Annotated in this window: 14 protein-coding genes; 2 read left to right on the plus strand and 12 right to left on the minus strand. The window is 47.6% G+C overall.

Translation table 11 applies throughout. The features are described 5' to 3' along the window. Nucleotides 1-164: 164 nt before the first annotated feature. From ACN6NF_RS22610 to ftsE, 3 genes are all read right to left on the minus strand, one after another. Nucleotides 165-1448 (minus strand): murein hydrolase activator EnvC family protein, encoded by a 1284-nt coding sequence (locus tag ACN6NF_RS22610; protein WP_064961711.1) that lies wholly within the window; start codon nt 1446-1448, stop codon nt 165-167. A gap of 84 nt (nt 1449-1532) precedes the next feature. Further along, a complete protein-coding gene (gene ftsX / locus ACN6NF_RS22615; protein ID WP_474319666.1) occupies nt 1533-2450 on the minus strand; it encodes a permease-like cell division protein FtsX in 918 nt (305 codons plus the stop codon). After that, a complete protein-coding gene (ftsE, locus tag ACN6NF_RS22620) occupies nt 2440-3126 on the minus strand; it encodes a cell division ATP-binding protein FtsE (protein WP_007432660.1) in 687 nt (228 codons plus the stop codon). Before ftsE ends, ftsX begins: the two co-directional genes overlap by 11 nt. Nucleotides 3127-3349: 223 nt before the next feature. On the opposite strand from ftsE, the gene ACN6NF_RS22625 reads away from it, so the two are divergent. Further along, entirely contained in the window at nt 3350-4768 is a 1419-nt protein-coding gene (locus tag ACN6NF_RS22625; RefSeq protein WP_474319667.1) for a VanW family protein, read from the plus strand. Nucleotides 4769-4840: 72 nt separating this feature from the next. On the opposite strand, the gene ACN6NF_RS22630 is transcribed toward ACN6NF_RS22625, so the two are convergent. Further along, entirely contained in the window at nt 4841-6013 is a 1173-nt protein-coding gene (locus ACN6NF_RS22630) for an S-layer homology domain-containing protein (RefSeq protein ID WP_474319668.1), read from the minus strand. 268 nt (nt 6014-6281) lie between these two features. Here ACN6NF_RS22630 and ACN6NF_RS22635 point away from each other — a divergent pair, with 268 nt between their 5' ends. Further along, complete coding sequence (locus ACN6NF_RS22635; protein ID WP_474319669.1) at nt 6282-7070, plus strand: alpha/beta hydrolase; 789 nt, start codon at nt 6282-6284, stop codon at nt 7068-7070. A 78-nt stretch (nt 7071-7148) separates the two neighbouring features. Here the strand turns inward: ACN6NF_RS22635 and ACN6NF_RS22640 are convergent, their stop codons facing one another. The 8 genes from ACN6NF_RS22640 to ACN6NF_RS22675 form a co-directional block, all read right to left on the minus strand. Beyond that, nucleotides 7149-8783, minus strand: a complete 1635-nt coding sequence (locus ACN6NF_RS22640) for a glycosyltransferase family 39 protein (RefSeq protein ID WP_474319670.1) — start codon at nt 8781-8783, stop codon at nt 7149-7151. A gap of 106 nt (nt 8784-8889) precedes the next feature. Next, nucleotides 8890-10491 (minus strand): ArnT family glycosyltransferase, encoded by a 1602-nt coding sequence (locus ACN6NF_RS22645; RefSeq protein ID WP_474319671.1) that lies wholly within the window; start codon nt 10489-10491, stop codon nt 8890-8892. Next, entirely contained in the window at nt 10488-10907 is a 420-nt protein-coding gene (locus ACN6NF_RS22650) for a GtrA family protein (protein WP_474319672.1), read from the minus strand. Before ACN6NF_RS22650 ends, ACN6NF_RS22645 begins: the two co-directional genes overlap by 4 nt. Next, the gene (locus ACN6NF_RS22655) at nt 10870-11877 is read right to left on the minus strand and encodes a glycosyltransferase family 2 protein (protein WP_457905999.1); all 1008 of its coding nucleotides are present in this window, start codon (nt 11875-11877) and stop codon (nt 10870-10872) included. The genes ACN6NF_RS22650 and ACN6NF_RS22655 overlap by 38 nt, the downstream gene beginning before the upstream one ends. A gap of 23 nt (nt 11878-11900) precedes the next feature. Next, nucleotides 11901-14360 (minus strand): glycosyltransferase family 2 protein, encoded by a 2460-nt coding sequence (locus ACN6NF_RS22660; RefSeq protein ID WP_474319674.1) that lies wholly within the window; start codon nt 14358-14360, stop codon nt 11901-11903. Further along, entirely contained in the window at nt 14353-14643 is a 291-nt protein-coding gene (locus ACN6NF_RS22665; protein ID WP_474319676.1) for a hypothetical protein, read from the minus strand. The genes ACN6NF_RS22660 and ACN6NF_RS22665 overlap by 8 nt, the downstream gene beginning before the upstream one ends. Before the next feature lie 480 nt (nt 14644-15123). Beyond that, on the minus strand, nt 15124-16536 hold the full coding sequence (argH, locus tag ACN6NF_RS22670; RefSeq protein ID WP_474319677.1) for an argininosuccinate lyase: 1413 nt from the start codon (nt 16534-16536) through the stop codon (nt 15124-15126). 85 nt (nt 16537-16621) lie between these two features. Further along, complete coding sequence (locus tag ACN6NF_RS22675; RefSeq protein WP_013373358.1) at nt 16622-17857, minus strand: argininosuccinate synthase; 1236 nt, start codon at nt 17855-17857, stop codon at nt 16622-16624. Nucleotides 17858-17903: the final 46 nt, after the last annotated feature.

Genomic DNA, 17903 nt, shown 5'->3' on the forward strand with positions numbered 1-17903 from the left:
CCTCACAACGCATCCATTCACGAAGTATACGTCTAGCTTGTACGGAATATGTTAATTGTATCCTACTCCGTGTTTCAATGCACATGTTCTTGATTGGATATGAACCATTACAGCAAAACCCTATCTACAACCAGATTGGTTACAAATAGGGCTTACCTTATCTATTATAAATAGTTCATCGGATTTACAGGTTTGTTATTCTCACGCACTTCAAAATGACAGTGAGGTCCTGTAGAATTTCCCGTCGAACCCACTTCTGCAATTTTTTGACCGCGTTTCACCGTTTGCCCCGTATGAACCACCGTACCACCGTTGCGAATATGTCCGTATAAGGTCCATAGTCCGTCTCCATGGTCAATGACAACCGTGTTCCCATACCCGCTCCACCATTCAGCAACAATGACAACACCGTCTTCGGCTGCATGAATATCGGTTCCCTGCGGAGCCGCCAGATCAATACCTGTGTGGCCTTTAAGCTTACCGGTTATCGGATGTACCCGCATGCCAAAAGTAGATGAGAGTCGGTAATGGGCTACTGGCGTAGCCAATGTACCCGATCCGCCTGTATACGTACTGGCTGCCGTATGACTGGAATTCGAAGCAGCGCCTGAGGATGAAGATGCATATCGCTTAGCTGCCGCAGCACGTGCTGCCGCTCTAGCACGTGCTGCTTTGGCAGCCTGCTCCGCTCTGAGCTTGTTCTTCTCCTGCACTAGCGCCACACGTTTGTTCGCAAGGGCTACCAGCATATCGTTTTGCTCTTCACTGATTTCATCCGATTCAGCAATATCATGATCATAGTTGGCAATCAGTCTTTGCTTCTCTTTTTCCTTGGAATTCAATTGAGCTTTGGCGTCCTGCTTGAGCGCGTACAACTTCTTGGCATTTTTATATTCCGTGTCGAGCTGCTTCTTCTTGCTAACGACCAGAGCCTTGTCCTTTTTATGCTCGTCCAACAGAATTTGGTCCTGCTCCACGATCGTTTTCAGGGAATCTACCCGACTGAGAAAATCACTAAAGCTGGTCGAAGACATAAGCACGTCCATATAGGAGACCGTTCCATCCGTATACATGAGACGCACACGAGTTTCCAGCATTTTTTCCCGCGAATGGATACGATCAATCGCTTCGGCTAAATCTTTTTTAGTCGCACGCAGATTATCTTCCGTTTGATCGATCTGAACCGCTACACGAGTCAGCTGATCACTGACGCTGTTAATTTGAGCAAGTACCGTTTTCAGGTTTTGCACGGTTTTATTTTTGTAATGTTGAGCATACTGTTTATCTTGAGCAGCCTTTTGCTGTTGTTGCTTGGCAGACTTGGCTTGCTTTTCTAATTGGTTCAGTTGCGAATTGATTTCACTCACGCTTTTGGCATATCCGTCAGAAGGCTGGATTAGCAATGCAGCTACCAACGTAGCAGCCAACACAGATCCTATTTTTTTCAACTTGCACTCCCCATCCTTTATCGCAAAATAACACCGGGCTTCCCCGTTCTATTGAATCGACCACGACGTTCCACCAAATGCTTCTTAGACTTTCAAGAACTTGCGCATGGACAGGGTACTGCCAATAATTCCGACCAGCATCCCCAAAATAACCAGCAATGCACTCAGCTGAATCCAGATACCTTCAAGCGGCATAAGCTTCAACATATTGAGAGCGATATCTCCCTGAACGGCTGTCAGCAAACGCTGATAGCCTGTAAATAAAACACCTACAGTAATAAGAGAACCAATAAGACCAATAAGCGCGCCTTCGATAAAAAACGGCCATCGTATGAAAAAGTTGGTCGCACCGACCAGCTTCATAATGCTGATTTCTCTGCGTCTTGCCAATATCGTTACTCGAATGGTATTCGAGATCAAGAACATAGACATGATCGCCAGTCCGGCGACGAATATAAAGCCAACATTACGGATCAGCTTGGTAATGGTAAAGAGCGTCTCTACAGTGCCTTTTCCGTAACGAACCTTTAAGATCGGTTTTTCGGGATGCAATGTATTCAGCTTCTCAATCTTCTCGGCCACAAACGGAACCGTCGTTGGTTCAATAACCTCTACCACGATTTTGTCCGGCAGTGGATTGCTATCCTTGTCAAAACCCTCTAGCAGATCTTTGCCGCTGTCTCCCAAATCTTTGCGCAGCTCCTCCAAACCTTGAGCTTTCGTCACAAAGGTCGTTTTACTGATTTCCGGCATTGCCGCGATTTCCTTTTGCAGCGTTTCACGCATGCTCTGATCGACATTGAGCTCCAGAAACACGTTAACTTCCACCTGACTATCTGCTTGATCAGCCAAGGAGTTGACGTTAAGCACCAGCATGATAAACACGCCGAGTATAAGCAGTGACACGATAATTGAGGTGATGGATGCTACGGACATCCAGCCATTGCGGAATATGTTTTTGAAACCTTCCCGCATATGACGCAAGAAGGTATTAAAAGTCATATCCGTACTCCCCTCTTACCTGGTCTCTTACGATGTTGCCATTTTCGATGGCGATAACGCGTTTACGCATGGAGTTCACGATATCCTTATTGTGTGTCGCCATCACAATGGTCGTACCCCGAAAATTAATTTCATCCAGCAGTTGCATGATCTCCCACGATGTTTCGGGGTCCAGATTCCCTGTCGGTTCATCAGCAATGATGACCGAGGGATTGTTCACGATGGCCCGTGCAATCGCTACACGCTGTTGCTCCCCACCAGAAAGCTGGGCAGGCTCACGATTCATCTTTTCTTTTAAACCAACCAATTCAAGCACTTCCGGAACCCGCTTGCGGATCAGCTTCTTGGGAGCCTCTATAACTTCCATAGCAAAAGCTACATTCTCATAGGCGGTCAAACGCGGCAAAAGCCGGAAATCCTGAAAAATGACTCCGATGTTACGACGAACATAGGGAATTTTGCGCTGCTTGAGCTTCCCAATGTTAAAACCATTGACTGAAATTTGCCCCTTGGTCGGTACTTCTTCTCTATAAATAAGCTTCATAAAAGTCGATTTCCCCGCTCCAGACGGACCGACTACGTATACGAATTCATTACGGTCAATTCTAACCGATACTCCTTGAAGTGCGTGGGTCCCGTTCGTATAGGTCTTCCACACATCCTGCATTTCAATCACTCGATCACTTCCCGCTGCTTAATCATATTACGTATAACCTAATATCCATTCGACATATTCCATGCATTTCCTTTAAAAACTTCTGTATTTCATCATACCGTTTATCATTGTAACAAATTTGTTACCTAAATAGTACCGAAAGTTTTCTGCTTTTGGCACATATATATGAATATTATGGCACACGAAATGCTATCAAGCTTATCAGACAGGAGACATCTGCATTATGAAAAAAATTCATTTATCTGTCATTTGGATATGGTCTGGTGTTCTGGCGCTGGCCATGCTGTGGGGAGGACTTCATCTGTACGCCGACAGACAAACGCTACCGGCGGGAGTGCGAGTCGGAGGAGTCAACGTAGGCGGCATGGATAAAACAGACGCTCTTCGGCTAGTGGAGAAAAAACTGGATGCATTGAAGCAGCGTCCTCTGCTCCTGACGGACAGTGACAGCAGTGCACAGGATATAAAGCTAACACTCGGGGAAGCAGGGGTTAGTTATAAAGCGGATGCATTCCGAAATGCGGTAAAGGCGCTGAGCGCGGAGCATCTCTGGACTCGCGTACAGACACGTTTTGGCTTTGAGAAGGAATGGTCTATCACACCTTTCCAGCAAGAAAAGATCTTAAAATCAAAATTCGGAGCTGATTGGGAGGAGCAACGATACGGCATGCCTATCAATGCGGTACGTCAGATTGATGCAAACGATCAGGTTCGTTATATTCCGGGACGCTCTGCCCGGCGCTTGGATTGGCCCAAACTGGACGTCGTAATGAACCAGGCACTCCCCAAGGATTTCACGGCTTCCGAGGAGCCGATCCGAGTGGAATTACCGTTCCACCAGTTGGAGCCGAAAATTACAGTCGACAGTCTGCGCAGCGAAGGTATAGAACGAAAGATCACCCAGTTTTCCACCAGTCTTGGCAGCAGCTCGGAAGGACGTGTATATAACGTTAATTCGGCGGCAAGCACCGTCGATGGTTTAATTCTCAAACCAGGTGACATATTCGACTACGGCCAGGTGATTGCCAAGGCTGAGCGCACCCATGGCTTTCGTGAGGCTCCAGTGATCGTGAATGGACGGCTGGAGTCCGGCATTGGCGGTGGGATTTGTCAGGTATCCAGCACGGTCTATAATGCAGCGCTGCGAGTCGGCTTGGACATTGTCGAACGCCGCAACCATTCCCTGCCAGTCAGCTATCTGCCCAAAGGCCAGGATGCGACTTTTGCTACCGGGTCTATTAATTTTCGTTTTAGAAACAATACTCGAAAATATTTACTCCTTCGTGCTACGGTCCAACACCGAACACTTACTGTCAAAATTTTTGGTACGTTCCCATCCAATGTTTCGTATGAACTTGAATCTCACACCGTTCGCGTACTCCCTATACCGGTAAAAAGAATACGTAATGACTCACTATCTCCCGGCTTCGATCAAGTCATTCGGCAGGGCAAAGAAGGGTATGTGGTAGAAACATTTCGAATAAAAAAGGTAGATGGAAAACCCGTCGAGCGCACCCGAATCAGCCGTGATACGTACCGAGCGCAGCAGCGCATTATAGCTAGTTATGGCGGTAACACAACGTCTGAGCCACAAACACGCGAACTGGAGAAACCTATTGTGGAAGATGGCATAAGCGAATAAACGAAAAAATCCCCCTTCACTACTGGCTGGATTGGTTCCAGAAAGAGTGAAAGGGGGGTTTTTGTTTCTAAATTACTCGCTGCGTTTACCCAAAACCGAGATTTCTACAGGCTCACTTTCATGGCCGTCTGTATCTTTAGCTTTGATCACCAGTCTAACTGTTGCTTTTTGACTAAGCACACTGATGCTAAATGTGCCGTCATCTTTGGCTACTGCACTACCGATAGGCAGATCATTGGAATAGGCAGTTACTGTGGAACCAGCTTTAGCTGTCCCTGTAATTGTACTTTCACCATCGTACACATCGTTAACTTTCAGTGCATTCGAAGTAGCATTCGCGTCAGCGGAAGTGTCTGCATTGCTGTCTGTAGTCGTATCCGTAGTTGTGTTGGTATCGGTGCTTGTATCTGTTGTTGTAGAGTTGTCTGTAGTAGTCGCAGTCGTGCTATCTGTGCTAGTACTTGTGCTGCTATCTTCTGTTTCACTGCCAGAAGTAGTCGACGTGTTACCGTAAGTGGAATCTGTCACGTTACTGTATGTGGAATCTGTTACCGTTCCACCAGGAGTCGTCGTCAGATTATCAACAGGGCTCAGGTTATAACCGGATGCAGCATCCAGAATAGCAACCGCCTCTGCGCGAGTCAGCGGCTTCAGTGGCTGGAATTTACCATCCGGATAACCGTTGATGATTTTTTGCTCCGCAACAGCCGCTACACTTTTCTTCGCCCAAGATCCGATTTTGTCGGAGTCAATGAATTTAGTAACATCTGCTGCATTACCCGCAGTCAGCCCAATAGCTTTGCCAATAATCGCAGCAGCTTCCTGACGTGTTACCTTACCATTTGGTTTGAGCTTGTTACCTGCATAGCCGCTTATGTAGCCTGCATTCACGGCACTTGTCAGTTCGTTGTATGCCCAGTGGGATGCCGGAACATCTGTAAACGTTCTGCTTCCATTACCGTTGATTTTCACACCACCCGCATACGTTACGTCTGTCACTGCTGGAAGTTCCTGTGTGAACGTTCCCAAGCTGCGGTTCAAGAGAACAATAAATTCTGCGCGTGTGATCGCCGCATCCGGTTTTACCGCCCCATCCAATTGCCCTGTAGCTGACCAGCGTTGCACCTGATCTCCTGCCCAATGGCCGCTTGTAGTTTGAGGAGCAGCTGCCGCTGCGCTGAATGCGCTAAGAATAAGACCTGTGCTCAGTACACCTGTAATTGTGGTTCTTAACTTTTTCCCCATTGCTATAAGTTCCTCCCTCAGATTGGATTCATCAATCTTTTTTAAACACTTTACCAGAAATCAAACCCAAATAACCCCTAAATTAAAAAAATCGTCCCATATAACCATGCCCCCTCCTAATGTAGGATAAATAAGAAACAGGACTTAATACCTAGTTATTCACTTGGATATGTATATTTGGACAGGTTAAAGTATACTGAATGAATAATCAGTTGTAGGCTGGAACAGGTCAAAGAGATTGCTACCCCCTAGGAAAAGAGGTTTTCTTATGGCTCTTATTCAATGTCAGTTTTATTCGGAAGTTCTTGGTCTAAGCACATCCATGAATGTTATTCTTCCGCAGGCAACCCGCTCACAAATTGGAATGGAGGGCAAGCAAGGAACAGGGCCACATCCGACACTGTATTTACTGCATGGCCTATCAGACGATGATTCAACCTGGCTGCGTCGAACCTCCATTGAACGCTACGTCGCCTCTATGGGCCTAGCCGTCGTCATGCCCCAGGTACACCGGAGCTTCTATACGAATATGAAGCAAGGAGCGGCTTATTGGACCTTTATTAGTGAAGAATTGCCGGCTTTGGCCCGTTCATTCTTTCCTCTGTCCGCCAAGCGTGAAGATAATTTTGTAGCCGGGCTTTCTATGGGTGGGTATGGCGCTTTCAAACTGGCACTTCAGCATCCAGAGCGCTTTGCAGCCGCTGCCAGTCTTTCGGGGGTCATGGATTTACATGCATCCCGTACCGATCCTGTGCAAAATGCAATGAGTCCAGCGGAATGGCTTAACATTTTTGGACCAGATGAAATACGCGGAACAAGTCACGACTTGCTGGAGTTGCTACAACGTCATGCCGCCGCGGGGACCTCACTCCCCCGACTCTACCAATGCTGCGGTACGGAAGATTTTTTATACAAGGGGAATCAGACTTTTCGGGAAACATGCAACTCTCTTGGAGTTCCGCTGACCTATGAAGAAGGTCCTGGAGCACATGAATGGGGATACTGGGACGCCAAAATTCAGGATGTACTGGCGTGGCTACCGTTTAAAGGGCACTAAACTTGCAAAAAAAATCCCCGCAGCTTTCCTCATCGCACCATGCGAAGGGATTAGGCTCCGGGGATTGTTGTTATGCCATTAGGGATTTGTCGTTGTCTCCGTCGATGGAGATCCCTTAGTTAGTGACTTAGGCAACACTTTATACAGGCGCCACTCGCCGTTAAACTCACGTTCAAGCTGAACCCACGGGGCACCATGTTCATATAAATTTGGATATACCATATTGATCTTACTCAGCGGCATGCCAGACATAATCTTAGGTACAAGGATATAGTCTACATGATTGTCCTGCGGATAACTTAATGCTTTATTGAACGCATAATCACTGGTGATCAGAAAACGTTTGGGATATTGGCTGTAGACGATCATTGTATAGGCTGAAGCCGAATCAGTCATAATGTTAGACTTCGGCAGATGCTTATCCAGCCAAACGGCAATCTTACGATCTGATTCCTGTCTCACATAGTTCACATTCCCCGTGCGTGTGAGAAAGCTATTCTCATCCGGTGCAATATCCGGGCGAGTCAACGCATAGGAGAGTAATCCAGCGGTTAGTAGCAAACTGACGGACACTAGACCAAAGGCCGCCCTCCGCCATCGTCCCTGAAGCTGGCTCAACTCATACGGCAACCAGGCTACGGTAATCGGGAATACATACATAAAATAACGAAACCACCCGTACGAGGATTGTCGCATCATAAGTAAAAATTGCAAGCCCGGCACAGACAGGAACAATAACAAAATAATCAGGGTTCCCCATCGGAATAATCGCCCGCTCAACAGACGAATGAACAGAATAGAAAATAAAGGTACAGAATACCAGATGGTTTTGGAAGCAATAAACTCCAAGGCCACCAGCGGATTGGAGAAAATCTCTACAAATTTATCATCATTCAGCAGCTCTGCCGATTGGGCCGTGTTCGAGTACTCTGAATTTAGGAAATAAAAAGCGTTCCCCATAATAAGATAGTTAAAGAAAATCCACAACAGCCCGGAAAAGACCACAGGGAGTAGAAGAAGTAACCAGGTTGCCTCGACTTTATGCAGCTTTTCCCGCAGAGCCAGCTCGCGTCTGCCCAAGTTACGATGAAGAAATAAAATCGCCAAGACCACGCCAACAGCCATGGCCATGCCTAGAGGCACCGCTTCATAGCGAGTCCAGAACGCCATGGCAAGTGCTAACCCAGAAACAATCAGACTTGCCGTCATGCGGTCCTTGAGCCACAGCGCAAATTCAATCACCGTCATCATAATGAAATATATGTATAACGAATCGCTCAGACCGTTGGCACCAAACAGTAAAATAAACGGATTCAGTGCGTACAACAAAGCCAGCAGCAAGCTCATGCTAGAGCTAAGCCCTGTTCTGACACCCGCCCGATATAGCAGCATAGCGGTCAAAGCAGAAAAGGTAGCACTCAGAATAACAGCAGCCAATCCATAGGAAGCTAATGCCGGAAAGATTGGATACAGCAATAGAATCACCATTTCCAGAAGACTGGGTAGTGGATTCCAGATAAATCCGATAGCGCCCAGATGCGGGTCGCGGCTGTACAGCACATAAAAGGCGTTAGCTACCCGACTGAGCGCGTCTGTGTGCATATATCCCAGAACATAGCTGAAATAGATGCCTGCAGACAGTTCCAATGCAAGTATAAACACAAACAGACCTATAGCCATCCATCTGCTTGCAGACCATTTGCGAAAGGACATTCCTCTCGTTCCCCCTCAAACTTCTTGCGGTGGTACAGCTGTAGGGAACTTACACCCGACAGCAGTATCCTTCCCTCCGCTACGATGCACTAATATACAATAAAAATTATTGCAGTTCTTCATGCTCTATCTTGTACAATCGCCACTCCCCGTCAAAATCATGCACCAACGAGGCCCATGGCGCCCCTTTTTCAAACAGATCAGGATAGTTCCGGTTCACCTGATCCAGTGGTACTCCTTCTACCAAGCGCGTAACCAAAACATAATCCACCTTGGAAGCGGGCAGATCCGTTAAAGATTTCCCAAAATCATAATCACTCGTTATCATAAACTTCTTCGGCATTTTACTGCTCAAAATGATCGGATAGGCCGTATAAGAATCTGTCAAAATGAGAGATGAACCATAATGTTCATCCAGCCATGACCCTATCTTCCGTTCAACAATTTGCCGAGTATAGCTTTCATTGCCACTATGCGTTAGATAGCTATGCTCATCCGCCGCAATCGCAGGATTCGTCAGTGCATAGGATAACAAGCCTGCTGTTACCAACATACCTGCCGTTACCAGTGAGATTCCGATCCCCCGCATTTTTCCCTTCAACAGACTAAGCTCATACGGCAACCAAGCAACGGTAATCGGGAATACATACATAAAATATCGGAACCAGCCGAACGAAGAATGTTTAAGCATCAGTAAAAGCTGAAGCCCGGGTACCGATAAAAAAATAGCCAGTAGCGTTACCGTGCTCCAACTCCACAGACGTTTGTCCAATAGGCGTATAAGCAAAATGGCAATCAACGGAGCCGCATACCATAAGGTTCGTTGCCCGACAAACTTTAGCATCAGCACAGGGTGAGCAAACATTTCCACAAAGCGCTGATCCTCCAACAAAGCCGCTGATTGTGTGGAATTGGAGTATTGCGAGCGTAAAAAGTAAAGCGGATCGCCCATGATAATCCAGTTAAAAAAGAGCCACAGCAAACCGGAAAAGACAAGCGGCAGCAACAATAGAAGCCATGTCGCTTCTACCTTGTACAGGCGCTCTTTTACAGACAATTGCGTTCTAACGTTCTCTCTGTTTGTACGCCACCGATGCAGAAAAAAAATCGTCAGTAATACGCCCAAAGCCAGCGCAACCCCCAGTGGGACTGCTTCGTAGCGAACCCAAAATGCCAATGCAAGCGCAAAACCGGATACGATCAAATTCGCTGCCTTGCGATCCTTAAGCCACATACAGAATCGACTCACTGTCAACAGGATAAAAAAGATATATGGCGAGTCACTCAAACCGTTGAAGCCAAACAGAAACATAAACGGATTCAGCGAAAATAACAGCGCAATCAGCAAACTGGTTGCACCGTGAAGCCCTAGTTCTTTTCCCGTCCCGTACAATAATGCTGCGCTCGCCTCAGCAAACAGGCTGCTTACAATCACTGCTGCTAGCCCGTGGGAAGCGAGTGCGGGAAATAAAGGATAGAACAACAGCACAATGAGTTCCATCAAACTCGGTAGCGGATTCCATACAAACCCGATAGCACCCAAGTGCGGATCACGGCTATACAGCACATAAAATGCATTAGCCACTCGACTGAGCGCGTCGGTATGCATATAACCAAGATGCCATGCAAAATAAATACCTACGGCCAATTCTAGAGCAGCAATACAAGCAAACAATAACAGTAACTTTCCATGTTTCCTTACGATCATGAAGCCTCTTTCTGACGCTTTTGCGGAACGGAGAAGATCCAATAGCGATTCCAGATATAATTATGAACTGGCACGATGATGGTAGTTAGGACTTCACCAATCAGATACGACCAACCGATCCAGTGAATGGTTACGTACATCAGAGCGGCATTCAAGAGCAAGCCGCAAGTACAGACCAATAAATATTTAAGAAACTGAGTCCGGCTTCCCTCGCCGGTAGGCTCGAACGTCCAGTTTCGGTTCAGCACATACGATACAAGCAGCGTAACTATAAAGCCTATTGTAGTAGCCGTTACTGCAGGTATTGCAAACAGTTCCACCAGCAACACAAGCACACCGACATGAATGCCTGTACCCAGCAGTCCGACAATACCGTATTTAATGATTGGATACTTTAGATACGAACGTCTGATCATGTTGATTAAACTCCCTATCCACCCACAATCGGTCAGCATTCGCCCGTTTGTCTGCAATTAGATAACGGGGTCTGGCTTTGACTTCGTGATATATGGCGGCAATATATTCTCCTACCACTCCAATCGACAGCATGAGTACACTACCGATAATCAAAAGCAGTAAAATGACAGTGGTAAACCCGGTCACAGCGTCACCCGTTATTTTGTGCATTAAGGTTTGTATCCCCAACACGACTGAAATCAGCATAAAAATGAGACCCATTAAACTCACTACCCGCAAAGGTACCGTCGAAAACGAAACGATCGCTTCCGCAGCCAATCGAAACAGCCCTAACGGACTCCAGCGGCTTGGACCCTCTTCTCGTGGAGCCACCCGGAATGTGATCTGGGTTTTACGAAAACCGAGCCAGGCGGTCATCCCGCGAAAAAACGGCATACGCTCTGGCATTGCCATCCAGGCATCCACCACTCGTCGATCCAGTAGCTTATAATCGGAGGCATCCTTGAGATTAAAGCCCGTCAAACGATTCAAGGTTGCATAGAACAAAGAAGCTCCGAGCTTTTTGCCTACAGACTCTTCTCCCCGAAATTCTTTCACACATTCAACTAAATCATAACCTTCATTCTGCCATAAACGCACCATCTCCCCGATCATTTCAGGAGGATGCTGCAAATCGCCGTCCATGACAATGATCGCATCGCCAGATGCATTTTCCAAACCTGCGCACAACGCCAGCTCTTTACCGAAATTCCGACTCAGCCGGAGCGCGAGTAAAGAGGGCATACGACGGGACAATTCGGACAGCTTGAGCCATGTATCATCTTTGGAACCATCATCTACAATAATGAGCTCATAACGTGGGGTGACAACAGACAGCACCCCATCAATCACCTTAAGTGAACGCTCAAGGTGTGAGCCTTCATTGTACATGGGAATGACGACGGATAAAAAAGGATTTTTTGTCTCCATTCTTGCTCCTTCTTTCTTCATATTCAGGAGGACTGTGCCGGGGCATCATCCAAGTCATGCATATCGGTCAGACCATGCGTCGTCTTCTCCCAATAGAACGGCTTGGTTATAAGCTGCCAAGCTGCTTTTATCGCAGCTATACTCATAAGTACCCAATATAACGGCGAGAGTAGCCCATATTTGACCATCGCGTATGAAAATGTTCGTTCACCGCGCTCTTCCAGCTCACCGATGACCCAATACATGCCGGCCACATTACTGAATACGAACAGAAAGTTGCCGATATAAAATTCCGCGCTGGCCAAGTAGTACACATAACCCGGGAACAGCTTGGGAATAAAGGATAACTCCCAGCCAAACCATAAAATAAGTAACCCCCAGAAAATCGGGTTTAGCAATGGCAACATCGGAGTCGCCAGAATCATCACCTGAAAACCGAAAAAGCCCTTCCAACCCACTTCGCGCACCAGCTTAACCGGATTGCGCATATGAACCAGCCATGTCTGCATATATCCCTTGATCCAACGTGAACGCTGACGAATCCAATTGCCCACGCGGCTGTTCGCTTCCTCCCATGTGCGGGAATCGACAATGGCCGTTTTATAACCACCCTTATACAGACGAATGCCCAGATCGGCATCCTCGGTTACATTATAGGGGTCCCACGCATTGATATCTTTCAATACAGATACCCGGAAATGATTGGACGTACCGCCCAACGGAATGGGGGTATCTAACTGCATAATTCCTGGCAGCAGCAATTCGAACCACATACTGTATTCTTGTGTGAACCAGCGGGTCAGCAAATTTTGTGTGCTGTTAAAATAATTGAGTTTTGCTTGAATACACGCATAATTTTCAGGGAGTGAATCAAACGCTGCAATAACCTTTTTAAGTTGGTCAGCATCGGGACGATCCTCAGCATCGTAAATGACGACAAACTCGCCGCGGGCGCGAATAAGTCCATAATTACATGCCTTCGGCTTGGTTTTCGGCAAGCCGTCAGGCACGACCAATGTCGTGTAATACGCTGGCAGCTTCATTTCCCGCAGCAGCTCAATCGTCTCAATGTCGTCCTCTTCGATCAGCAGCCGTACATCCAGCTTGGACTTGGGGTAATCCAGCTGTTCCAAATTCCGCAACAACATCGGAAGCACGCCCGCTTCCTTATACATCGGGACAAGAATCGTATAGATCGGCAGCCTTTTTTCATCCATGGCGTCTACCTCTTCCTTCGTGAAGCGAAGCTGCGCCCCACGCCGGGAACCGAGATAGATAATACCAAATTTGAATAGCGTCATAGCAAAATAAAACAGCTGGATCATCATATTAATGATCAGCACTGTCTTCCAGCTGTTCCAGAGGAGGCCGAGCAGTGTGATCATTCCCATAGCTGCAAACACCCAGAGCTGTCCCTTGGTAAAGGTGGTCCGCGCCGAGTTGTGCGGTTCTTTTTCCAATAGCCCGGTCGTGCTCTCTTGCATCATTTCCTCGCCGTAGATTTTACCCCAGAGCTGCTCCATCTCTTCCTTCGTAGCAAGCACTTGCTCTACTGGCATACCTAGAATTTCTTCCAGCTTCAAGCGTCGCTCCTCTGGCAACGGATCACTGACCGCTACAATATAGCGGTTCATATATTGATGGATGACGACCACGCCATAAGCCATGGCCACTTGCTCGGGTAGTTTGTACGCCGCATCTAGTGCCAGCTCCTCACCAATACGCCCGATTCGGTTCTGTGTAGCAATCGCGCGGTACAAATCCGCAGGCTCCAGCATTTGCAGTGACAGCAAAATGTCGCCGAGCAGTCCGCCGCTCTTCGCCTGGAACTCGAGCGCACGCTCTAGCTGCTCTGGTGTAATATAGCCGGAACGAACCAGCATATCGCCCAGTCTCTCCTTGGACTCATCACCGTCAATTTGCTCCTGTAGCTGCTCAGCTGTAATGAACCCCATCTCTACAAGAATATCGCCCAGTCTACCACCGTAACGCTTCTGGTTGCGGATAGCATCTGTCAGCTGATCCCGGGTAATCATCCCGTTCTCCACCAGCTGATCTCCCAGACGGGCTTTGCCGTTTCGTCCGGTCTGCGTTCCTGCTGCCGCCTCTCCGCCTTCTGCACCAGGGATACTGGAAGCAAGACCCATGGCTGCTCCTGCCGCTGCCTGTTCCTGCCCAGATGCATACTGAACTTGCGCCTCCTGCACCTGTCCATCCTGTATCCCTTCATCCAGCAATTGTTCCACTGCAGCCGCTGTGTCATTGGCTTTCTGTATAGCCTGAATACGAAGTTCTGTATCCCGAAGTCGCCGTTCCAACTCTTCGATATGAAAATCAAGCTTGTACAGTATCGGGGCCTGCTCTGCACGCTGAGCCTCTAGCTGTTGTTGCAGTTGTTCGATTCGCTGACGCTCTTCTTTTATTCTTCTCTTGGTTTGGCGAATTGAAACTCCTCCAACCTGCCACCTAAGCTTGTCACCCATGAATTCCCGCCCTTTCAATCCAGCGCCGCTCTTCCGCAAGCGCGTCCGCAAGCTGCTGCTTTAACTCGGCATCCCGCTGCTTTTTCCGCTCCAGCGCTGCGTGGAAAAGCTCCCGCTCCTCACGTAGCAACTTCTCCGCCTGGATTCGCTCCTCATGCAATGAGGATACGAGTTGATCTGCGTCAGAAGCGCGATAACCGATCCAAGCACTCTTTAGCTGACGCGTCGTTCGTTTAGTTCTCATAATGCCTCCCTGGATCGTCCCGACTCTGCCTTTTGCCATGTCGCTACTTCAATATTCTTAACGGCTGTTCTTCGAAACCAGGACACACCTGCTTTCTCATTCAAGCCCTTCATTTACACATTTATGCAATTCCCCTGGACGAAAAAACCAATAAAACTTGACAATGATTTATCGCATATGCTTCTTGTTCTATTGAATTGGTAATTCCATGAAAAACTTAGTGCTATTCTACCATAATCATGGTAGGCGTAGTATACAAAAATGTAAATTCTAGAAACTTTCACACTAATGTATGAATAGGTATATGGAACTATATAACTTAAACGCCACGATCGATATATACTTCCAATACATCTATGTAGTTCATGATTATTCGATCATAAATCATTCACATACCTCGGAAAACACAAAAGACACCGCGAACGGTGCCTTTGAGAACATAGCTGGCAAATATTCTTAAAATCTGATTTTACACAGCATCCTGTTGCTGTGCAAGAGAATAATTATTTCTTTGACAGATTAATTTTTTGGCTTATGATTTTCAAACCATGTTGACGTGTTCACTAGAAGCTGTTCACTGCGTCCAATGGCTGCCTGCACCTGACCGGTGGCGGTTCCGCCATACACATTCCGAGCATTGACTACCGCTTCTGGTTGAAGCACCTCGTAAATGCGCTCATCGAACAGATCCGAAAACTGCTGGAATTCATCCAGTTTCAGATCAAGCAAATATTTGCCCTGCTGGATGCAATACAGCACCGTTTTTCCGATAACCTCATGGGCCTGACGGAACGGAAGCCCCTTGCCGACCAGGAAGTCCGCAATATCCGTTGCGTTGGAGAAATCCTGGTTGACCGCTTGACGCATGCGATCCTTATTCACCTTCATCGTAGCGATCATCGGAGCGAACAATTGCAAGGCTCCCTCCAACGTAGCAACCGTATCGAACATCCCTTCCTTATCTTCCTGCATGTCCTTATTATAAGCTAGTGGCAAGGACTTCAGCACAGTCAGCAGACCGACGAGGTTTCCATAGACACGGCCGGTTTTGCCACGAACCAGCTCCGGTACATCCGGGTTTTTCTTCTGTGGCATAATGCTGCTGCCTGTGCAAAAAGCATCATCCAGCTCGACAAAACCAAACTCCGTGCTGCTCCATAGAACCAGTTCTTCGCTCAGACGAGACAAATGCGTCATAATCAGCGAGGCCGCGGCCAAAAACTCTACGATAAAGTCCCGATCACTAACAGCGTCCAGGCTATTTTCATAGACGCCATCAAAACCGAGCTGCTCAGCTACAAAATGACGATCAATCGGGAAAGTGGTTCCAGCCAATGCCCCAGCCCCTAGCGGCAACACATTGATGCGCTTGTAGCTGTCCTTGAGTCGGTCAATATCACGCTCTAGCATAGACACATACGCTAGCAAGTGATGCGCGAACAAAATAGGCTGCGCACGCTGCAAGTGTGTGTATCCAGGCACTATTGTGTCCAGATTGTCCTTGGCCTGCCCAATTAATGCAACTTGTACATCATGCAGCATACCCACCAGCGATACCACACGTCCGCGCAAATACAAGTGCATATCCGTTGCCACCTGATCGTTACGACTGCGTCCAGTGTGCAGCTTACCGCCGACCGGACCAATGGCCTCGATCAGGTTTTTTTCAATATTCATGTGAATATCCTCATCCGAAACGGAAAATTCAATTTCCCCACGGCGGATACGCTCCAGAACGGTGTGCAGTCCCCCCTTGATCGTGTCTGCATCCTCCTGTGGAATAATACCGCATTTGCCCAGCATGGCCACATGAGCCAAACTACCTTGAATATCTTCTTCCGCCAACGCCTGATCAAACCCAATAGAAGCCGTATATTCCTCTACCAGTTTGTTCGTTTGCTTTGTAAATCGTCCGCCCCATAGCTTACTCATTGCATGATCCCCTCTCTGCAATAACAAGCCGCCCTCGTCGTTTGGACAAGAACGGCCCGCATTCCGTACAGTGTTAGATTACATCTTATTTATGATTTTGTGTTACGCCTGCATTTACCTTCAAACGCAAAGCATTCAAGCGGATAAAGCCTGTCGCATCGCCTTGATCGTAGGCCTGTGTCGGATCAGCTTCCATGGTTGCAATGTCTGGGTTGTACAAGCTAACCGGACTTTTAACGCCTGCACCAATAATGTTGCCTTTGTACAGCTTCACGCGCACCGTACCACTGACATTTTTCTGACTCTCATGAACCAAGGCCTGTAAAGCGACACGTTCCGGCGCGAACCAGAATCCATTGTACACCAAGGTAGCATAACGGGTAATCAGGCTATCACGCAGATTCATAACCTCGCGATCCATTGTGATGGACTCCATTTTGCGGTGAGCTGTGAACAGGATTGTACCACCTGGCGTCTCATAGACTCCGCGGCTCTTCATACCCACAAAACGGTTCTCCACCATATCTACACGTCCGATCCCATGTTTGCCGCCCAGTTCATTCAGCTTTTCCATCACTTGTAGCGGAGTTAGCTGTTCACCGTTCAAAGCAACGCAATTGCCTGCTTTAAATTCCAGTTCCAAATATTCTGCTTCATCAGGCGCGTCCTCAGGCGCGTTGCTGAGCAAGAACATCTCTTTATTTTCAGGAGCGCTCGGATCAAACCAAGGGTCCTCCAGCACGCCGCTTTCATAGCTGATATGCAGCAGGTTGCGGTCCATGGAGTACGGCTTGGCTGCAGAAGCCGTTACTGGAATACCGTGTTTTTCCGCATAGGCAATCATTTCTGCCCGGCCCGGAAACTGATTGCGAAACTCTTCCAGCCGCCAAGGTGCAATGACTTGGATGTCCGGCGTTAGCGCCGCCGCGTTCAGCTCGAAGCGCACCTGATCGTTACCCTTGCCTGTTGCGCCGTGAGCAATGGCTGTTGCTCCCTCGGCAATCGCAATATCGACCATCCGCTTAGCGATCAATGGACGTGCAATACTCGTTCCGAGCAAGTATTGCCCTTCATATAAAGCACCCGCCTGAAACATCGGGTAAATAAAATCCTTGGCGAATTCATCACGCAGATCATCGATGTACACTTTAGAGGCTCCTGTAGCAAGTGCTTTTTCCTCCAAACCGTCCAATTCTTCCTTTTGTCCGATATCTGCGGTGAAAGCGATAATTTCAGCATCATATGTTTCCTTGAGCCATTTCAGAATGACCGACGTATCCAGACCGCCGGAATATGCGAGTACGATTTTTTCTTTTGCCATTGTTGAAGTCCTCCCCGAATGCTTATACCTCTATCTTCTTAACGAT

This window comes from Paenibacillus sp. TSM33 (assembly GCF_056099025.1).